The organism is Haloarcula marina (genome assembly GCF_024218775.1).
Taxonomy (GTDB): Archaea; Halobacteriota; Halobacteria; order Halobacteriales; family Haloarculaceae; genus Haloarcula; species Haloarcula marina.
The window spans coordinates 2078209-2095261 of the sequence record NZ_CP100404.1; the positions used below are offsets into that span (position 1 = coordinate 2078209).

The window sequence follows — 17053 nt, forward strand, 5'->3', positions numbered from 1 at the left end:
AGCGCACCTTAAAGCTAGCGTCATGTCGACGCTGACGAAGGGTGTTACCCCTTGATTGCGCCGCCGGTCAGCCCCTGCACGAAGTAGCGCTGGATGTAGGCCAACCCGGCGAGCACCGGAATCGAGACGATGATGGACGCCGCGGCGACCACGTTCCACTGCGTGTTGAACCCCTGCACGAAGGTCAGCAGTCCCGGCGGGACGGTGAACTTCGAGTTGTCGAGCAGCGTCAGCGCGAACACCAACTCGTTCCACGCGAGGAGGAACGCGAAGATGAACGACGCGATGAGCGAGTTGCGCGCCATCGGAACGAGCACGTACCAGAACGTCTCGAAGGGGGTACACTGGTCGATGCGCGACGCCTCGATGATGGAGTCGGGGAAGTCGTCGAAGAACCCCTTCATCAGCCAGACGACGAACGGCGCGGTCATCGCGCCGTAGATGAGGATGAGCGCGAGGTGCGTGTTGAACAGACCGAGCCACGAGATGAGTTCCCACTCGGGGACCATGATGGCGGTCCCGGGGAACATCAGCGACGCCAGCAAGAGGCTCATCAGTAGGTTCTTTCCGCGGAACTCGCGGCGCGAGAGGACGTACGACGCCCCCGTGCCGAGGACGACGGCGATGACGCCCGCCCCGACAGCGACCTTCAGACTGCTGACGACGAGACCGAGCAGGTTGATGTCGATGGCCGACGTGACCGTGATACCGAACAGGTTCTGGACCAGTCCCGCGTACCCGCCCGCTTGTATCGACGACTCGATGACGAGTCTAAACCCTTCGAGCGAGAAGTCCTCGGGGAACACCGTCGGCGGAATCTGTTGAATCTCCGCCGTCGTCTTGAACGCGGTCACGACCATCCAATAGAGCGGGAACAGCACGAACACGCCGATGACGAGCGTCAGGAGGCCGATGGCCGTCTTCCTGACGTACCCGCCCGCTTTCGAGTCGTAGAGCCACGACTGATTCTTCCGGAACTCCGCCGTCGGGTCTGAGTCTTGTGTCGCCATTACATTTCACCTTGGACTTTGTCGTAGAACTGGATGTAGTAGTACGAGAACACCAGCAACACGACGAACAGCATCACCGAGAGCGCGGAGGCGAACCCGACTTCGAAGTCGATGAACGCCGCGCGGTAGATCATGACCGGGAGCGTGCTACTGGAGACGCCCGGACCACCTTTGGTCATCACCCACACCATCGAGAAGTTCCTGACGTTGTAGATGAGCATCAGGAGGAAGCCGATGGCGAGGTTGTACTTCATCATCGGGATGGTGATGTAGCGGAACTGCTCCCACGGCGTCGCGCCGTCCATCCGCGCGGCCTCGTAGAGGTGTTCGTCGATACCCTGCAACGAGGTCAGCGTCAACAGCGCGAACAGCGGCGCCAGCCGCCAAATCATCCCGATGATGGGCGGCCACAGCGAGAGGTCCGACGACCCCAGCATGACGATGTACTCGTCGATGAGACCCATCTGCACCAGCAGTTCGTTGACGATACCCTGCGAGCCACCGAACATGAACTGCCAAATCGACGCGCCGACCACCCGCGGGAGGACCCACGGAATCAGCACGATGGCGCTCGCGACGCTCGTGTACGGGAGCTTTTCGTCTAGAAGCCATCCCATCAGGAAGCCGAGAACGATGGCCGCCAGACTGCCGACGGTCACCCAGACGAACGTGTTCCAGAGGACCTGATGGATGTCCGGGTCCGTCCAAATCTCGACGTAGTTCGCGACGCCGACGAACTCCGCTTGGTCGGGCCGGAGGAGGCTCTTGGCGAAGAAACTGGAGTAAATCGCCTGTGCGATGGGGTAGAGAATGAACACACCCACCAGCGCCATCACCGGCAGTATCGGGAGATACACCTTGACGCCCTCTGGGATGTGCTTGGTCGCGTTCTCGTACGACGACTGTGCCTGGTCTACGTAACTCATAGTTGAATCGTATCTACCTCGAATATCTATAGTCGTGGTTAAGAATATTTCCCCGGGGTTCAGGCGATCTGGTCGTCGACGACTTCCTGAATGGCGGAGTTGGCGTTGCTACAGGCTTCTTCAGCCGTCGCATCACCCAGCACGACGGGCTGGATGACCTGCGTGTTGATGATGCTCTGCATCGAGGCGATGCCCGAGAACGACGGGAACCGCGAGGTTCGCGTGAACAGGTCGTCGTCCTGGTACAGCGTGACGAGGTCGCCGAACTGGCTCATGAACAGGTCGCTCGGGTCCTCGAACGCGCTCGTGAGCGTCGGAACGCGGCCGCGGATGCCCACGTCGGCGTCCGCGCTGTACGTCCACGGTGCGAGTTGTTCGGGCTGGTTCCACCAACTGATGTAGTCGAACGCGGCGTCGCGCTCGGCGCTGCTGGCCGTCCCGCCGCCCATCATGAAGCCCTGTGCGTTCTGCAGGAGCAGGTCCTGAGGCTGGAAGCTCCCCGACGGGGAGTCCGGCAGAGGCGCGCGGGTGACCGTGTGACCTTCGCCGTCGAGCCACGGCTGGGGCGCACCGGTCGTCTGGTAGACGGCGTTCGCGTGGGAGTACGTGATGAAGATACCCGACTCGCCCTCGCGGAGGAGTCGCCCGGCGTCGATGTGGTTGTTCTCCGCCATCGAGTCCGGGAACAGGCCGGCTTCCGCGATGTCCTGATAGAGCTTCACGGCGTCGACGAAGCCGGGTTGATCGACGGTGGCCTCCATCGTCTCGGGGTCGAAGTACCGGCCGCCGTTGGCGTAGACGAAGCCGATGAAGTACCCGGTCGTCAGGCCGAAGTCCGTCCCCGGCGCGGTGATAGCGGCCGAGACTTCGTCGATTTCCTGCATCTCTTGGCCGAGTTGCAGGAGTTCGGGCCAGTTCCGAGGCGGCGCGTCGAAGCTCGTCTGTTCGAGGTAGTCCGTCCGGATGTCGATGAACGGTCCGAGGTCGGCGTAGCCGCCGGGGAGGCCCCACTGGCGCTCGCCGCTCGTCTCACCGAGGCCCTCGTAGACCATCGTATCGATGTTGGCCTGGACGAAGTGGCTGTTAATCTCCTCCAGCTGGTCGGCGTAGGCGTCTTGGTCGAGCGGCTGAATCGCCTGCGCGCCGACGTAGTCGGGAATCTGCTGGCACTGGCCCGCCATCACGTCCGGGAGGTTGCTGTTGGCCGCCGCCGAGGCGATAATCTGGTACTTCTGGCCCCACTCTTGGTGCTGGTAGCTGATGTTGTGGGTCCCGTAGCTGTCGTAGTTGCCGCTGATGTACTCCCGTTCGGCAGGAATCCCGCCGAACAGCCAGAAGTCGAGGTTCTGCGTACCGGATCCACCGTCGCCGCTGCCGCCGTCACTTCCGCCGCCACCGCCGCCGTTACTTCCGCCGTCACCGCCGCCCCCGCCACAGCCAGCGAGGCCAGCAGCCATTGCGGTTCCGAGGCCGGTCAGATATCGTCGCCTGTTGAGCCGAGTCCGCGAGCTATCGTTTGTCATGGTCCGCTATTACAAATGAGGTGTGTCGCATCTAATAAATTTATCGGAATTTATAATGGGCATTTCACAGAGTGACCGAGCGTCCGCGTGTGTTGCGAGGAAGTATGAGTGTGCGGGCGGGTGCGAAACGAACGTCATACGTCGATACCGGACACAAACGCCGCCGCTCGGCAACCAAAGCTAAATGACGGAGTAGTGCCAGCGTACGCATACGATGACAGAGAGCCGCTCGGCCTTCGAGACATCTCTCGACGAGTTGGGTGTGACAGTAACCCGCACAGAGGAATCGACCATCGCGGCGGCGCTCACCGAAACCGTCGTCGACCCGGCCGTCGGCGTCTCACTCGGGGACGCGTTCGGAAGCGACGGGTTCACGCTCGCCGACGCGGGGGTGTCCGTCGACCCGACGCCAGTCGAACTCCGCGAGGCGACGACCGGTGTAACGGCCGCCGACCTCGCAGTCTCCGACTACGGGTCGCTCGTTCTGACGCTGGACGACCGCGCGAGCGAACTGGTGAGTCTGTTCGTCGAGCGCCACGTTGCCCTCGTCCGTGCGAGCGACGTCGTCGACGACATGGACACCGCCATCGAAACCCTCGACGCGACATTCAATCGGACTGGAGGGAGCGCGGTTCTCGCGACGGGACCGAGCGCGACGGCGGACATGGGCGCGCTCGTCCAGGGGGCGCACGGCCCCGAAACAGTCCACGTCGTCATCATCGAGGAGGGTGCGTAAGGATGGCGAGCGCCGACGAGATTCGAGAACTGATGCGGACGGAAGGCGTCGCTGTCGCGGAGAACACGCGCGGTTTCAACGAGGGCCGGTACCGCTCGGTCGCCGAACTGGAGGACTACGAGGACCTAAAGACCGAAGCCCGCGCCATCAAGGAAGACGCCATCGAGCGCCTCCCCGAACTCCTCGACCAACTGACCGAGGCCGTCGAAGAAAACCGCGGGACTGTGTACGTCGCCGACGACGCTGACGACGCCAACGCCTACATTCGCGAGGTGGTCGCCGACCGGGACGCCGACCGCGTCGTCAAGAGCAAGTCCATGACCAGCGAGGAAATCGAGGTCAACGAGGCACTGGAGAGTGACGGCGTCGACGTGGTCGAAACCGACCTCGGCGAGTGGGTCCTCCAAGTGGCCGACGAAGCCCCCTCCCACATCGTCGCCCCCGCCATCCACAAGTCCCGCGACAGCATCGCAGAGTTGTTCAACGAGGTCTTCGACCCCGACGAACCCTTGGAGACGGCCGAAGAACTGACTCGTTTCGCTCGCGAGAAACTCGGCGAACAAATCGTCGACAGCGAAGTCGGTATCACCGGCGCGAACTTCGTCACCGCGGACACCGGAACGATGGCGCTGGTGACCAGCGAGGGCAACGCCCGCAAGACGGTGGCCGCGACGGACACACACGTCGCGGTCGCTGGCGTCGAGAAGGTGATTCCGACCGTCAGCGACCTGCACCCGTTCGTCGAACTCATCGGCCGCTCTGGGACCGGACAGGACATCACCTCCTACGTCTCGTTGTTGACTCCGCCCGTCGAGACACCCGTCGTGGATTTCGAGGACGACGAGACGCCCCTCTCGGAGTTCGAGAACGACCGGGATTTCCACCTCGTGCTCATCGACAACGGCCGCATGGACATGCGCGAGGACGAACACCTCGAAGAGACGCTGTACTGTATCCGCTGCTCGGCGTGTTCGAACTCGTGTGCGAACTTCCAGAGCGTCGGCGGCCACGCCTTCGGCGGCGAGACGTACTCGGGCGGCATCGCCACCGGATGGGAAGCGGGCATCGAGGGCCTCGATACCGCCGCCGAGTTCAACGACCTCTGTACCGGATGTAGCCGCTGTGTGAACGCCTGTCCCGTCGGCATCGACATCCCGTGGATAAACACGGTCGTCCGCGACCGCATCAACCGGGAGAAAGACGAACCGGTAGAGTGGCTGGTCGACGGCCTCACGCCCGACGAGGAAAACGAAGGCGCGCCGCTCCAGAAGCGCTTTTTCGGCAACTTCGAGACGATGGCGAAGGTGGGGAGCGCCACCGCCCCCCTCTCGAACTGGCTGGCCGACACCGGTCTGTCGCGCCGAGCGATGGCGTGGGCGTTGGACATCGACCCGCGTCGGGACCTCCCGCAGTTCCAGCGCGAGACGTTCGTCGAGTGGGTCGCCGCGCGCGAGTCGACCGTCTCGAACCCCGACCGCCGCGCGGTTCTCTATCCCGACGTGTACACGAACCACGTGCAAGTCGACCGCGGGAAAGCGGCCGTAAAGGTCCTCGAAGCGCTGGGCGTCGACGTTGTCGTCCCGTCCGTCGCCTCCAGCGGTCGCGCGCCGCTCTCACAGGGGATGATAGCCACCGCGCAGGACCACGCCGAACGCGTCTCCACCGCCCTCGCCCCACATATCGAGGACGGCCGCGACGTGGTCGTCGTCGAACCGAGCGACCACGCGATGTTCCAGCGGGAGTACGAGAAACTGCTCGGCGACCGCGAGTTCATGACCCTCGCCGAGAACAGCTACGAGGTCATGGAGTACGTCTACGGCCTGCTGGTGCACGGGGCCGACGCGGATGCCCTCTCGACGGTCGAGGACGGACGACTCGCCTACCACAGTCACTGCCAGCAACGGACGCTCGGCCTCGAAGCACACACTGTCGCCGTCTTGGAGCAGTGTGGCTACGACGTGACGACTTCCGAGGTGGAGTGTTGCGGCATGGCCGGGAGTTTCGGCTACAAGGGTGACTACTACGAACTCAGCATGGATGTCGGTGACCGCCTGCGCGAGCAGTTCGAGGCCGACGACGTCAGGGACCGCCCAGTGGTCGCCAGCGGCACCTCCTGTCTCGAACAGATTGACGCGCTCCTCGAACGACAGCCCCGACATCCGGTAGAACTGCTCGCCGAGTAAGTCTGTCCGCGGTCAGTCGAGACCGACGTGCCGTCGGAACGATTCGCCGGTTATCCACTCGCAGTCTTTCGCCGACACCGAATCGACGTGTCGAAGCCAGTTGTACGACTCGGGGTACGTCGCCACGTCGCTTACGTTCGGGAAGTCCGACCCCCAGATGACGCGCTCACGGCCGAACGTGTCGAGGAACCACCGGACGTGGTCGTGCATGTCGTCGTAGGGGAACTGGGAGTCGGACATGTGTGGAATCTCGGAAACTTTCACCGCGACGCCGTCGTATGCGGCGAGGTCGGCAAACTGCGCGAACGTTCCCTCGTCAGTGGGCGTCTCCGGTCCCGCGTGCGCGAAGTGGTCGAACAGGAAAGTGAGTTCGGGGTAGGCGTCGACGAGTTCGAGCGCCTGGTCCAGTTGGCTGTGGTCGCAGAGAATCTGGACCGTCGCATCGGTCTGGACGGCGGCCTCCCAGAACTCGGTTTCCGCGATAGCGTCCCGTAGCCACGTCACGCTAGGGTCGAACGTCTCCCACATCTGGTCGTACGGACACGCCGCACCGAGGCGAAATCCGAGCACGCCATCGGTGTCCATGCATCGGCGCAGTTGGTCGGCGGCGTCGTCGGCGAACGGGTCGAGCATCACGATACCGTACAGACGGTCGTACTCCGCGGCCGCTCGCATCGTGTACCAGTTGTCCGTCCAGTCGCAGATAGGGTAGCCGACGACGACGGCCTCGTCGACGCCGTTGCGGTCCATGTCCGCGAGCAATCTGTCGGCTGTGTAGACCGTGTGCACGTCGAATCCGTCGACGAGGTCCAGTATCGGGCCGTTCACCCACGGGTGCTCGTCGCTCGCCGCGCCCCACGCGTGGGTATGGGTATCGAGCATACGCGGAGAATCGTCGGGCGGCCTACTAAATTGTACCGGGGAAGAACTAAGCCGAGGGCCGAGGAACTGCCTCAACGTATGGCGCGAATAGCGTTCCACCTCCGCATCAAGGAGGGCCAGCGAGAGGCGTACCGCAAAGAACACGAGAACGTGCCCGAGGCGCTGGAGTCGGCGTATCTCGACTCCGGCGCGGGCATCGAGACGTACAGCGTCTTCGAGAAGGACGGTCACGTCTTCGGCTTTCTCGACGTCGAGAATCCGGAGATACTCAAGGAAGTCATGGCCGAGAGCGACGCGCAAGCCGACTGGAACGTGGTGATGGACCCAATCCTCGTCGACGAGGACGACCAGTGGATGGACGAAGTGTATCGGATGGTTTAAGTCAGCCTTTCAGATAGCCGCCGTCGACCGCAATCGACTCGCCCGTTATCCACTCGCCCTCGTCGGAGAGCAACAGGACGGCGACGTGACCGATTTCTTCGGGTTGGGCCGGTCTGTCGAGGATGTGCGACGACAGCGACTCCGAGAGGACTTCGTCGGGCGACTGACCGCTCTGGGCGGCCTTCTCTTCGAGCCACTGGGTGACCATCGGCGTCTCGACGGTCCCCGGTTTGATGGCGTTCGCGGTGATGCCGTGCTCGGCGAGTTCCTTCGCCAGTACCGTCGTCAACGTCAGGACCGCGGCCTTCGAAGCGCCGTAGGCCCCCTGTCCGGTGAACGGGCGCTCCGCCCCCACTGACGAGATGTTGACGATGCTCCCCGCCACGTCGTCCGCAATCATCTGCCCGGCGACCCGTTTCGCGACCAGAAACGTCCCTTTGGCGTTGACCGCGAAGTGCCGGTCCCACTCGGCCTCGCTCGTCTCCAGTAAGGGGACGGAACGCTGAATACCGGCGTTGTTGACCACGCCGTTGATGGGGCCGAACGTTGCGACGGCCTCCTCGACGCCGCGGTCCACGGAGGCTTCGTCGGCCACGTCAACTTCGACGACAGCCGCTTCGCGCCCGAGTCCGCGCACCGCATCGGCCGTCTCGGCCGCTGTCTCTGTATCGAGGTCGAAGACGGTCACGTCGGCGCCCGCCCGCGCACACCGGACCGCGATGCCGCGACCGATGCCCTGTGCGCCACCGGTGACGACGACGTGGCGGTCACGAAGCCGTGTATCTGACTGTGCGGAACGGTCGCTCGTCTCTGGTGCAGACATATCCGCTCGTCCGTGGCGAGCGTACGTAAGCGTGTAGGGTGTTCGGTCGCGGTACCGACCTTCGAAAGGTGTGTCCGGCAATACCGGAGAAAATTCACTCCAACTACTGGCCACGTAGAGCACGTGCGTACGTACCACACCACCGCATTCAGGTGGGGACATCAACACGTTCAAGCGCCCTTTCGGTTTTCCCGTCACTAATCTCGACATTGTGAATTTATTCCGCCGTGGAGCAACCGGTCGTAATTTTTCCGGTGATACCGGAGCATTTCTGCCAATACCGGATTGCGGACTGGCGACAGCGACCGGTCGGTAGTCGATTGTTGGCGCGTCCCGGCCACAGTCAGGGAAGGGGAACAGGACCGAAGAGCCGTAAGATACCCGAAATCGACACAGTAAACGCTTCCAGTCGAGACGGCGGTGACCATCTGGCTCTCGCGGTTATCGGCGATTGACTCCGCTCCGTTCGTGCCTCGATTCGAAATCCACGCGTCCGAGGCGATGATTTCGTCCGGTATCGCCGGAAATGCAGGGCTGAAGTAGTGCTACCGCCGCAGGTCAGCAGTCTGAGACCTCCATAATACACGTACTATTGTTATTCGCGTTCCGAGCGGAGAGTTCTTAGATAACACCCGTACATACGTTATTTCGAATGAGAGTCTATCTTTCGACCGGGCGCCCGTCCGTGACCTCAATACGATTCTAGCAGTGATCGATTGAGATTATCTGGAGTGGATTTCCCAACCTATAACTAGATATTTAGTCACAATAGAATCTTATTTCGTACTTTTATCTCTAGTTTTCTATATTTATGTTCAAATATATTTTTAATGAGTTTATTAGCGCCAAATATACCACTATTATCGCAAATCTATATTCAGGTTGGCATTCTTCTACGCAAAATCTGATTACAAGCTCCATATAGACATCCGTTAAATTCCGACGCAGAAGTTCGACGGTACGCCGCGGCGTATCTCATACGTCGGTTCGTGCAAACGGGAACGGGACCGATGAAGCGCCGCCGTTCGGCGGCGGCGACCTCAACTCGTTCGCGTCTCCAGCCATCCCTCGACGTGACCGACAACGTCGGTGAGATGTGCGGTTCCCCAGACGGCGACGACGACTGCCCCGATGGTGTCGAAGACGAGGTCCAACATGGTATCGTCGAGGCCGTACTGGGTGAGAATCGTGGCGTTGCCCGACGCCTCCGCGGCCAACGTGATGGAGAACTCGATGACCTCCCAGAGCACGCCGAATGCGAGGACGAACAGGAGGATGAACACGAAGACGAACCGGGACGGGAGGTAGATCTCCTCTGAGTGACGGTCGATAGCCCGGACCGTCGTGTAGCCGACGGCGGCGACGATAGACGACGAGAGCGCGTGGGTGACGTGATCCCACCACCAGATTCCGGCGTAGAAGTTCGTCTCGGAACCGGGCAGACCGAGGACGCCGAGAGCGTGGAGAAACACCGCCGAGGTAATCCACAGCGTCAGGGCCGGGTCGAGCGCGATGCCGTAGTCCCGTTCGAGCAGGGGCGGGAGTTGCGTGACCGCGAGGCCCACGGCCGTGTTGACGATGACGCCGGTGCTGCCGCGGTCGACGCCGATGGCGAGGATACCGACCATCGCCAGCGTCATCGCCCGTGAGAGTTGCCGTTGGCGTCGGTGGCTGACCCCGAGGTAGTCGCGGACCCTCATCCCTCCGGTTGCACCTCCTCGGGAATCCGCGTCGTGCCGATTTGCCGACTGACGTAGACGGCGAAGACGACGCCCGCGCCGACCCCAGCGATAGTCGACGCGACGAACTCCCACATGATGGCGCGCTCTATCGCATGTTCGGTGAGCGCCGGATTGAGGATGAACGCGGTCCCGAGCGTTTGGTCCGCGACCCAGCGGACGACGGCCCAGACGCCAGCCGTCGCCATCGTCGCGACGGCCACGAACACGACAGCGAACCGCGGCGTCATCCGAACGGGTGTAAAGACGTGGAGTTCGACGGCGACGATGAGCGCGATGGCCGCCACCGAGAGGTACGTGGCTACGTTCCCGGTCACCCGAACCGTTGCGAACGCGCGCCCGACCACCGGAAGCGCGGCCAGAAGGAGAATCTCCCACGGGAGCATCGCGTCCCGATTCCAGAGGGCCACCGGTGGGAGCACCGCGAGCGCCGCTACGGCGGCGGCGAACGCCGCCCAGAGCAACTGTCCGTTGACGACGCTCGCGAGGACGACGGCCGCCACGATGGCGACGAGCGTCCACGCGAGTATCGCGTTGGTCCGTCTATCGCGCAATAAATTCGTCACGTCACCACTCATATCGCTTTGGAGCGGTTCTGCGTGGAAAATACTATCGGCGGGTCAGAGGAATCCGTACGCCACCGCGTACGCGAGTGCGGCGATGGTGACGGCAGTCAACCCGGTGACCAGCGTCTCTAGCCAGTCGACCCCGTGACGGAACGGCCGGACGGGCGCGCCGACGACGCCGATAGCCAGCACGCTGAAGACGAACTGCGCGGACTGGTCGAGCGTCGGGGCCGGAAGGACCAGGGCGGCCACGGCGTAGCCGACGCCGAGCGACGCCCGGGGATTGACGAGCGCGGGCAGACGATACCCGGACAGCCGGGCGTAGGTCCAGACGGCCAGCCAGACCGTCCCGAGTTCGATAGCGAACGCCGCCAAGAGGTGCCCGGTCGGGTCGGGATGGAGCGTCAGTCGCTCGGCGACGAGGACGGCGTCGAACGGGTACAACAACGGGGGCGGAGACCCGGTGAAGAGGTCGCCGAACGGATGTGAAAGGAGGCCGACCGCAGCGAGGGCAACGAGGGGCCGCGCCCCCACCTCGAAACGCCGTGCGAGGACGCTGACGCCGAGGCCGCCGAGTGCGAACACGAGGACGACCAAGCCGCCGACCAGGCCGCTGGCGGCCGTGGCGACGGCGACGAGCAATCCGACGAGCGACAGCGAGAGCGCCCGCGTACTCCGGGTTTCCAGCGCCCAGAGGCCGACGGCGACAGCGAGGGCTGCCCCCATCACGAGCGAGTGGGTCGGTCCGCGATGGATCACGTTGGCCGTCTCCCAGAACACGTCGGGACCGACGGTTTCGACCGACCGGAGGAGCAGCCCCACCGGCGCGTACACTACGTCCACGTCGGGGACTGACGCGAACAGTCCGGCGACGAAACCGAAGACGAGCGCGCGGTCACGGGGAACGTTCAGTCTATCGGCGACGAGCGCCGCGATACTGAACGCTACTAATCCGTGGCCGATGAACATAGACACGAATTCGACGCCGAGAGATATAAGTATCGCGTGTCAGTCTGTGTCTCCCGTACAAACGCTTTCGAGACGCATTCAGTCGTCCGATTCGACCTTCGTCCAGCGTTTCTCGATGTCTGCGTTCGCCCGAACGACGGTGTCTCCCGCTACGTCGAACCGGGTCTTTCGCAGTTCGATAGCCGTCACTTCGCCCGTCGTGTCGCCAGCGGTGACCGTATCGCCGGGGTTGAAGTCCGGGTCGCGGAGCAGATACACGCCCGCGACGGCGTCGGCAATCATGCCCGACAGGGCGTAGGAGACGCCGAGTGCGAGGAACCCCGTCGCCGTCCCGAGCGACGCTGCCACCAGCGTCAGGCCGACGATAGAGAGGAACGAGAGGCCGACGGCGAACCAGAGGAACACGAGGACGAGTGCGGCGATGAACTGACGGTACACCGGTGCTTCGCCGGGGAGCGTACGTGCGAGTATCGCCCGCACGGCCGTCATCACGACTTTGATGCACACCGCCGCGACGGCGAGGAACACGATTCCGGCGATTAGGTTCGGGAGGGCGGCGGCGATGCTGGCGTAGAGTTCTTCGAGCGCCGACGTGACGAGATTCGTTTGCACGGAGAGCGGTCGAACGCCGCTCCCCTAAAGGTTCTGTTCAGGATGAACGACGTCGTAACTCCCGTCGCCGTGGACGCCGATGACCGCCCACTCGTAGTCGACATCCAGACGTGTGAGGCGACGGCCGAGCGCCGACGCCTCGGACGCCCACGTGACGAAACAGCGTAAATCGCCGGTATCCGGCAACCGCTCGTTGTTCTCGACCACGGTGACGCGGACGACGCGCCACTTGTGTTCGGCCTGAAGTCCCCGTTCGGTACGCGACACGGTGTATCCGATGTCGTCGAATATCGACTGGGCCTGCTCGCCTAGTGATGTGGTAACGGCCCCCATCTGTCAACGCCTACCAGTGGCTGTATCATAAACGTTCCTACTGGACAGCCGTCCAACAACAACGGCGGCGACGCAGTTACTCGTGAGCGGCGTCCCACTCGTCGGGCTTGCGGAGGTTGCTACAGACGTTACACCGGATGCGCCCCATCGAGTCCATCGCGTTGTCGAACGTCTCGCAGTTCCCGCAGAAGTACCCCCACCGGCGCTCGCCGTCGGTGTCGGCGTAGACGACGTAGAACGGTCCGTTCGTCCCGATATCGGCGTCCGTCCTGTCCACGTACAGCGTCGCCCCGTCCGGCCCGGCGTGTGCGTTCATACCGTGGCGGTGGCAGGCCACCGGCTAAACGACTACGATACCGTCTTCCCGCGTCGTCGGTGTAAGCCGCTCCTACCGGTTCAGGTACTCTTCGAAGCAGGTGGGGCAGTACTCGATGTCGCCACCGAGGGGAAGCACACCGACGAGTCGAAAGGGGTCCTTACAGCTGAGACAAACCCTTGGTTCCCCGTCACCTCTGGGATTCGATCCATTCATAGCCGCCGTACAGTATGCCGGTTTATAGCGTTCACGGTACGTAACAATTCCCTAACCATATTGTGTGACACTTACTCACAGACGGCGACGTCACCGACTGACTGCGGAACCGATTAGTCGACCCGTCCGCTACGGTCGGTAATGGGTCCCCGACTGGTCCACTACGCCGACGTAGAAGGTGCTTACGACGACGCCGACCGCATCGCCCGGTTGGCCGCCACCGTCACGTCGCTTTCCGGCCCCGACACCGTCGTCGCCGGGACCGGGGACAACACCGCGCCGGGCGTCCTTTCGCTCGTGACCGAAGGACGGCAGGCGCTGGACTTCTTCGAGGCAGTCCGACCCGACTTCGACGTGTTCGGCAACCACGACTTCGACCACGGACTAGACGCCACCCGAGACATCGTCGAACGGTCCCCGCAGACGTGGCTGTCGGCGAACATCGAGCGCGACGGCCGCCGCTACCTCCCCGACGTGACCGCGCCGTGGGCACTCCGCGAACTGGGCGGGCAAACGGTCGGATTCGTCGGCGTCACCACCCCGTCGACCGGGTCCGGAAACCCCGCAGCGGAACCACTGACGTTCACCGACCCGTTCGCCGCCGTCCGGGACGCGGCGGCGACCCTCCGCGACCGTGGGGCCGAACTGGTCGTCGCCCTCTCGCACCTCGGCCGTGAGGACGACGAACTGGCGCGCCGGTGTGCGGTCGACGTGATACTTGGCGGCCACGTCCACGACCGCCGAGTCGATAGAGTCGACGGGACGCTCATCGTCAGGCCGGGGTCGGGCGGCAAGGCCGTCGCCGTAGTCGACCTCGGCGGCGACCGACCCGATGCGACGCTTCGGCCGACCGCGGAAATCGAACCGACGGCAACCGTCAGGACCCGCATCGAAGCGCGACTCGCCGAGACGGGATTAGACCAGACGGTCGCGCACGTCTCGGACCCGATTCATCGCGAACGGATGGACACCTACGGCGGCGAGAGCCGTATCGGCAACTTCGTCGCCGACGCCTACCGATGGGCGACCGACGCCGACGTGGGCCTCCAGAACGGCGGCGGCATTCGAAGCGACGACGCGCCCCTCTCGGGCGCGGTGACCGTCGCCGACCTCGTCTCGCTCGTCCCGTTCGACGAGCGCGTGGTCGTCGCGGAACTGACGGGGCGAGAATTGCGACAGTTATGCGCCGAGGGGAGCGGAACGACTATCGCGGCCAGCGACCCCGAGTGGTGGCACGCCCACCTCAGCGGCGTCGAACTCGTCTGGGACCGTGACACCGAAACCGTCGAGCGCCTCCACGTCGGCGGCGACCCGGTCGATGCCGAGGCGACGTACACGGTGGCGACATCCGAGTATCTCCTCCACACGACTCACGAGTTCCCCGTCCTGACCGAGGGTCACCGGACGGCAGTCGACGACGTGCAGTACGAAGTGCTCGCGGCCTACGCCCGCACCGAAGGTATCGACCCGACGGTGTCCGGGCGCGTGGTTCGTCGCTAGGGATTTAAGGCCGGCTGTCAAATTTCTCGGTGATGCCACAGGTCGTCGTCCCCGTTCGCTATCCGCTCTCCGAAAATTCGCGCGCGACGCTCGCCGAAGGAATTGCGGTCGCCGAAGAAGACGACGCGGACCTGACAGTCCTGCACGTGAATCTCTATCAAAACGGCCACAGAGTGTCCCGGTCGCAACTGAAAACCGCCGTCGAGAAGGAGTTCGGCTACCTCCCGCGGACGCGCTACGTCGTCCGCTCGGGGATGCTCGTCGAGGAGACGATACTCGACGAAGTCGTCGCGCAGGACGCCGACGTTGTCGTCATCGGCACGAAACAGGTGAGTCGATGGCGCGACATGATTCGCCGCCTCGTCGACGACCCGGACATCGAACATTTCCTCCGGGACGAACTCGACTGCGACGTGGTGACCGTTAGCCCCGAGGTTCAGTCTTCGCGGTAGTCCGCGTCGTCGTCCGACAACTGCCCGTCGGAGGACTGGCCACCAGCCAACGTCTCCGCCCCCCGTTCCGCGACTGACACCTGCATCTCCCCGCTCGTCTCGTCGAAGTAGAGGTGCGAGTGGGGGTACGCTATCTCCACGTCGGCGTCGTCCAGTTGGCTCCAGACGTTCGTCTGCACCTTCGAACGGGCGGTCAGTAGTTTGTACGGTTCGGTCACCCAGTAGCGCAGGCGGAGGTTGACGCCGTGGTCGGCGAACGACTCGATGTACGCCGTCGGCGCGGCCGGGTACCGCGCGCCACCGACGCGGATGTTCGGCCCGCCCTCGATGACGTTGTCGACGCTCCGGGCCGCCTGTTCGATGAGACTCCGGGCCTCGTCGATGTCGCTCTCGTAGGTGACGAGCACGTCCAAAGAGAGCCGCGTCCGCGGGTCCTCGGCGGAGTAGTTGATTACGTCGCGGTCCCGCATCGTCCCGTTCGGGATGACCAGGAAGGTGTTGTCGAGCGTGAACACTTTCGTGTGGCGAAGCGTGATGTCCTCGACGAAACCGCGCTGGTTTCGGTCGGCGAGTTCTATCATGTCCCCGATTTCGTACGGTTGGTCCGCGAGTAGGAACACGCCCGAGATGAAACTGCCCACGATGGGTGCGATGACGACACCCACAACGGCGGAGAAGACGGCTACGGAGAGTCCGATATCGCTGATACTGAGCCCGTAAATGCCCATGATGGTGAACAGCGCGAACAGGAAGACGCCGACTCTGATACCCCGAAGGATGGTCCGCGTGACGCTCGGCCGCCGGAACCGCTGCGCGATGCGTCGACCCAGTACCAGGACCACCAGTCGGGCGGTGACGAACGCGAGGATGACGACGAACAGCGACGCCAAGAGTTGCGCGGCCCACTTCGGGACGGCGAAGGGGAGCCACGACAGCAACGACTGCGTCGCCTCCGCCGCAGTCGGCGTGTCCGTCGGCGTGGGAGAGGTCTGGAATTCCCAGACGGGACCGGGTCGCATGGGCCTGACTGCACGGCCCCGCGAGAAAAGGGTTGTCCTCCACAAACGCTTACTCCGGACCGACCGAGTCCCCAGTATGGCAATGGATGACCGCCAGCGACCACACTTCGAGCTAACCGCCACGGTTCCTGACGTCGAGACGCTCGTCGTCGGATTCACCGAGTACGGCCTCGCCGGGCTAACCGCCGTCGACTACCTCACCGACCAGTTGCCGCTCTCCGAGGTCGGCTATCTCGACGATAGCGGCCCACCGACCATCACCCCATTCGACGAGGGGACGCCGCGGCACCACACGCGGGTGTACGCCAGTGGACCGTTGTCGCTGGCTGTCGTCGTCGCCGAGCGGTTCGTCCCCCTGCAGTCGACGGGTTCGATTGCGGACGCCATCGAAGACCTCTGTGCGGCCGTCTCGCCGTCGAATCTGACTGTTCTCTCCGGCGTCCCCGTCGCGCACGGTCCGGAGGACCACGTCCCGTTCTACATCGCGACGGAAGACTATCAAGAACGGTTCCTCGCCGACACCAGCATCGCCCCGATGGGGACCGGATTCGTCGACGGCGTCACCGCCGACCTCCTCGCCCGCGGTATCGACGACGACGAGCGACCGGTCGGCGTGTTCACGACGCCCGCCCATCCGCAGGCCCCCGACGCGGAGGCGGCCATCAGACTCCTCGACGCACTCTCACGGACCCACGGTATCGACATCGACACCGAACCGCTGGCGGCGTTCGCCGCCACCGTCGAAGCGCAGTACCGGGCGCTCGCAGAGCGTATCGACGCCGCCGACGAGGACGCCACGCCCGACGACCGCATGTATATGTAACCCGACGCCCCCGCACGAGGTCAGGAGTCTGTCACGTTTATTAT

The 17053-nt window shown here is 63.7% G+C and carries 18 protein-coding genes; 6 read left to right on the plus strand and 12 right to left on the minus strand.

Annotated features, from left to right (window positions below):
- Positions 1–44 precede the first annotated feature (44 nt).
- The 3 genes from NJQ44_RS10780 to NJQ44_RS10790 are packed head-to-tail and all read right to left on the minus strand — an operon-like array spanning position 45 to position 3393.
- Positions 45–1010: a carbohydrate ABC transporter permease gene (locus tag NJQ44_RS10780; RefSeq protein ID WP_254271356.1), complete on the minus strand. Its 966-nt coding sequence runs from the start codon at positions 1008–1010 to the stop codon at positions 45–47.
- Positions 1010–1936 (minus strand): carbohydrate ABC transporter permease, encoded by a 927-nt coding sequence (locus tag NJQ44_RS10785; RefSeq protein ID WP_254271357.1) that lies wholly within the window; start codon positions 1934–1936, stop codon positions 1010–1012. The genes NJQ44_RS10780 and NJQ44_RS10785 overlap by 1 nt, the downstream gene beginning before the upstream one ends.
- Positions 1937–1995: 59 nt before the next feature.
- Positions 1996–3393: an ABC transporter substrate-binding protein gene (locus NJQ44_RS10790; protein WP_254271358.1), complete on the minus strand. Its 1398-nt coding sequence runs from the start codon at positions 3391–3393 to the stop codon at positions 1996–1998.
- A 280-nt stretch (positions 3394–3673) separates the two neighbouring features.
- On the opposite strand from NJQ44_RS10790, the gene NJQ44_RS10795 reads away from it, so the two are divergent.
- Both NJQ44_RS10795 and NJQ44_RS10800 read left to right on the plus strand, forming a co-directional pair.
- Positions 3674–4195 (plus strand): LUD domain-containing protein, encoded by a 522-nt coding sequence (locus tag NJQ44_RS10795; RefSeq protein ID WP_254271359.1) that lies wholly within the window; start codon positions 3674–3676, stop codon positions 4193–4195.
- Positions 4196–4197: 2 nt separating this feature from the next.
- Positions 4198–6378: an LUD domain-containing protein gene (locus NJQ44_RS10800; RefSeq protein WP_254271360.1), complete on the plus strand. Its 2181-nt coding sequence runs from the start codon at positions 4198–4200 to the stop codon at positions 6376–6378.
- Between the two features lie 12 nt (positions 6379–6390).
- On the opposite strand, the gene rhcC is transcribed toward NJQ44_RS10800, so the two are convergent.
- Positions 6391–7260 (minus strand): L-rhamnono-1,4-lactonase, encoded by an 870-nt coding sequence (gene rhcC / locus NJQ44_RS10805; protein ID WP_254271361.1) that lies wholly within the window; start codon positions 7258–7260, stop codon positions 6391–6393.
- 78 nt (positions 7261–7338) lie between these two features.
- On the opposite strand from rhcC, the gene NJQ44_RS10810 reads away from it, so the two are divergent.
- Entirely contained in the window at positions 7339–7641 is a 303-nt protein-coding gene (locus NJQ44_RS10810; protein ID WP_254271362.1) for an L-rhamnose mutarotase, read from the plus strand.
- A gap of 1 nt (position 7642) precedes the next feature.
- Here NJQ44_RS10810 and NJQ44_RS10815 read toward each other — a convergent pair whose 3' ends face one another.
- The 7 genes from NJQ44_RS10815 to NJQ44_RS10845 all read right to left on the minus strand — a co-directional run bounded on the left by NJQ44_RS10815 (position 7643) and on the right by NJQ44_RS10845 (position 12999).
- On the minus strand, positions 7643–8464 hold the full coding sequence (locus NJQ44_RS10815; RefSeq protein ID WP_254271363.1) for an SDR family NAD(P)-dependent oxidoreductase: 822 nt from the start codon (positions 8462–8464) through the stop codon (positions 7643–7645).
- Between the two features lie 1040 nt (positions 8465–9504).
- Positions 9505–10164, minus strand: coding sequence for a DUF2238 domain-containing protein (locus NJQ44_RS10820; RefSeq protein WP_254271364.1), 660 nt, complete (start codon positions 10162–10164; stop codon positions 9505–9507).
- Positions 10161–10781, minus strand: coding sequence for a hypothetical protein (locus tag NJQ44_RS10825; RefSeq protein WP_254271365.1), 621 nt, complete (start codon positions 10779–10781; stop codon positions 10161–10163). The genes NJQ44_RS10820 and NJQ44_RS10825 overlap by 4 nt, the downstream gene beginning before the upstream one ends.
- A 42-nt stretch (positions 10782–10823) precedes the next feature.
- Positions 10824–11738 carry a metal-dependent hydrolase gene (locus NJQ44_RS10830; protein WP_254271366.1) on the minus strand — a complete coding sequence of 305 codons (915 nt, stop codon included), beginning with the start codon at positions 11736–11738 and terminating at the stop codon, positions 10824–10826.
- Positions 11739–11816: 78 nt separating this feature from the next.
- Positions 11817–12350 carry a mechanosensitive ion channel domain-containing protein gene (locus NJQ44_RS10835; RefSeq protein WP_254271367.1) on the minus strand — a complete coding sequence of 178 codons (534 nt, stop codon included), beginning with the start codon at positions 12348–12350 and terminating at the stop codon, positions 11817–11819.
- 24 nt (positions 12351–12374) lie between these two features.
- Positions 12375–12683, minus strand: coding sequence for a DUF7116 family protein (locus NJQ44_RS10840; protein WP_254271368.1), 309 nt, complete (start codon positions 12681–12683; stop codon positions 12375–12377).
- A gap of 76 nt (positions 12684–12759) precedes the next feature.
- Positions 12760–12999 (minus strand): DUF5816 domain-containing protein, encoded by a 240-nt coding sequence (locus NJQ44_RS10845; RefSeq protein ID WP_254271369.1) that lies wholly within the window; start codon positions 12997–12999, stop codon positions 12760–12762.
- Positions 13000–13356: 357 nt separating this feature from the next.
- Here NJQ44_RS10845 and NJQ44_RS10850 point away from each other — a divergent pair, with 357 nt between their 5' ends.
- Positions 13357–14715 carry a bifunctional metallophosphatase/5'-nucleotidase gene (locus tag NJQ44_RS10850; RefSeq protein ID WP_254271370.1) on the plus strand — a complete coding sequence of 453 codons (1359 nt, stop codon included), beginning with the start codon at positions 13357–13359 and terminating at the stop codon, positions 14713–14715.
- A 32-nt stretch (positions 14716–14747) separates the two neighbouring features.
- Positions 14748–15167 (plus strand): universal stress protein, encoded by a 420-nt coding sequence (locus tag NJQ44_RS10855; protein WP_254271371.1) that lies wholly within the window; start codon positions 14748–14750, stop codon positions 15165–15167.
- On the opposite strand, the gene NJQ44_RS10860 is transcribed toward NJQ44_RS10855, so the two are convergent.
- On the minus strand, positions 15152–16186 hold the full coding sequence (locus NJQ44_RS10860) for a mechanosensitive ion channel family protein (protein ID WP_254271372.1): 1035 nt from the start codon (positions 16184–16186) through the stop codon (positions 15152–15154). The genes NJQ44_RS10855 and NJQ44_RS10860 overlap by 16 nt on opposite strands.
- Before the next feature lie 76 nt (positions 16187–16262).
- Between NJQ44_RS10860 and NJQ44_RS10865 the strand changes: the two genes are divergently transcribed.
- Positions 16263–17009: a proteasome assembly chaperone family protein gene (locus NJQ44_RS10865; RefSeq protein ID WP_254271373.1), complete on the plus strand. Its 747-nt coding sequence runs from the start codon at positions 16263–16265 to the stop codon at positions 17007–17009.
- Positions 17010–17053 lie beyond the last annotated feature (44 nt).

What these genes read in the sequence shown, in the direction of transcription:
- NJQ44_RS10810 (WP_254271362.1), top strand. Translation starts at nt 7,339, where the DNA reads ATGGCGCGAATAGCGTTCCACCTCCGCATCAAGGAGGGCCAGCGAGAG.
- NJQ44_RS10830 (WP_254271366.1), bottom strand. Translation starts at nt 11,738, where the DNA reads ATGTTCATCGGCCACGGATTAGTAGCGTTCAGTATCGCGGCGCTCGTC.
- NJQ44_RS10850 (WP_254271370.1), top strand. Translation starts at nt 13,357, where the DNA reads ATGGGTCCCCGACTGGTCCACTACGCCGACGTAGAAGGTGCTTACGAC.
- NJQ44_RS10845 (WP_254271369.1), bottom strand. Translation starts at nt 12,999, where the DNA reads ATGAACGCACACGCCGGGCCGGACGGGGCGACGCTGTACGTGGACAGG.
- NJQ44_RS10840 (WP_254271368.1), bottom strand. Translation starts at nt 12,683, where the DNA reads ATGGGGGCCGTTACCACATCACTAGGCGAGCAGGCCCAGTCGATATTC.
- NJQ44_RS10785 (WP_254271357.1), bottom strand. Translation starts at nt 1,936, where the DNA reads ATGAGTTACGTAGACCAGGCACAGTCGTCGTACGAGAACGCGACCAAG.
- NJQ44_RS10790 (WP_254271358.1), bottom strand. Translation starts at nt 3,393, where the DNA reads ATGGCTGCTGGCCTCGCTGGCTGTGGCGGGGGCGGCGGTGACGGCGGA.
- NJQ44_RS10815 (WP_254271363.1), bottom strand. Translation starts at nt 8,464, where the DNA reads ATGTCTGCACCAGAGACGAGCGACCGTTCCGCACAGTCAGATACACGG.
- NJQ44_RS10865 (WP_254271373.1), top strand. Translation starts at nt 16,263, where the DNA reads ATGGCAATGGATGACCGCCAGCGACCACACTTCGAGCTAACCGCCACG.
- NJQ44_RS10800 (WP_254271360.1), top strand. Translation starts at nt 4,198, where the DNA reads ATGGCGAGCGCCGACGAGATTCGAGAACTGATGCGGACGGAAGGCGTC.
- NJQ44_RS10860 (WP_254271372.1), bottom strand. Translation starts at nt 16,186, where the DNA reads ATGCGACCCGGTCCCGTCTGGGAATTCCAGACCTCTCCCACGCCGACG.
- NJQ44_RS10780 (WP_254271356.1), bottom strand. Translation starts at nt 1,010, where the DNA reads ATGGCGACACAAGACTCAGACCCGACGGCGGAGTTCCGGAAGAATCAG.
- NJQ44_RS10795 (WP_254271359.1), top strand. Translation starts at nt 3,674, where the DNA reads ATGACAGAGAGCCGCTCGGCCTTCGAGACATCTCTCGACGAGTTGGGT.
- NJQ44_RS10825 (WP_254271365.1), bottom strand. Translation starts at nt 10,781, where the DNA reads ATGAGTGGTGACGTGACGAATTTATTGCGCGATAGACGGACCAACGCG.
- NJQ44_RS10820 (WP_254271364.1), bottom strand. Translation starts at nt 10,164, where the DNA reads ATGAGGGTCCGCGACTACCTCGGGGTCAGCCACCGACGCCAACGGCAA.
- NJQ44_RS10855 (WP_254271371.1), top strand. Translation starts at nt 14,748, where the DNA reads ATGCCACAGGTCGTCGTCCCCGTTCGCTATCCGCTCTCCGAAAATTCG.
- rhcC (WP_254271361.1), bottom strand. Translation starts at nt 7,260, where the DNA reads ATGCTCGATACCCATACCCACGCGTGGGGCGCGGCGAGCGACGAGCAC.